1 protein-coding gene is annotated in these 503 nt (G+C 64.6%); it reads left to right on the top strand.

Annotation, left to right across the window (positions count from 1 at the left end):
- The coding region (locus tag HAV39_RS42075) for a nitrilase-related carbon-nitrogen hydrolase (RefSeq protein ID WP_280528762.1) at positions 1–503 on the top strand (503 nt) is incomplete at both ends.

The raw sequence follows: 503 nt of genomic DNA, 5'->3' as shown, positions 1-503 counted from the left end.
TCCGTGCCGCGCTGGTCCAGACGACCTGGACCGGTGACAAGGAATCCATGATCAAGGCGCATGAGGAGTACGCGCGGCAGGCTGCCGCGCAGGGCGCGAAGGTGATCTGTTTTCAGGAGCTGTTCTACGGTCCGTATTTCTGCCAGGTGCAGGATGCGCAGTACTACTCGTACGCGGAGTCGATCCCGGGTCCGACGACGGAGCGGTTCCAGGCGCTGGCGCGTGAGCTGGGCATGGTGATGGTGCTGCCGATGTACGAGCAGGAGCAGCCGGGGGTGCTGTACAACACGGCGGCGGTCGTCGACGCGGACGGTTCCTATCTGGGCAAGTACCGCAAGACCCATATTCCGCAGGTGAAGGGGTTCTGGGAGAAGTTCTACTTCCGGCCTGGCAACCTGGGTTACCCGGTGTTCGACACGGCGGTGGGCAGGGTCGGGGTGTACATCTGCTACGACCGGCACTTCCCCGAGGGCTGGCGGGCACTCGGCCTCAACGGCGCGCAG

The sequence above is a fragment of the Catellatospora chokoriensis genome (assembly GCF_011297315.1).
GTDB classification, from domain to species: Bacteria; Actinomycetota; Actinomycetes; order Mycobacteriales; family Micromonosporaceae; genus Catellatospora; species Catellatospora citrea.
The sequence above is the reverse complement of the archived record's forward strand: the minus strand, read 5'-3'. Positions and strand labels throughout refer to the sequence as shown.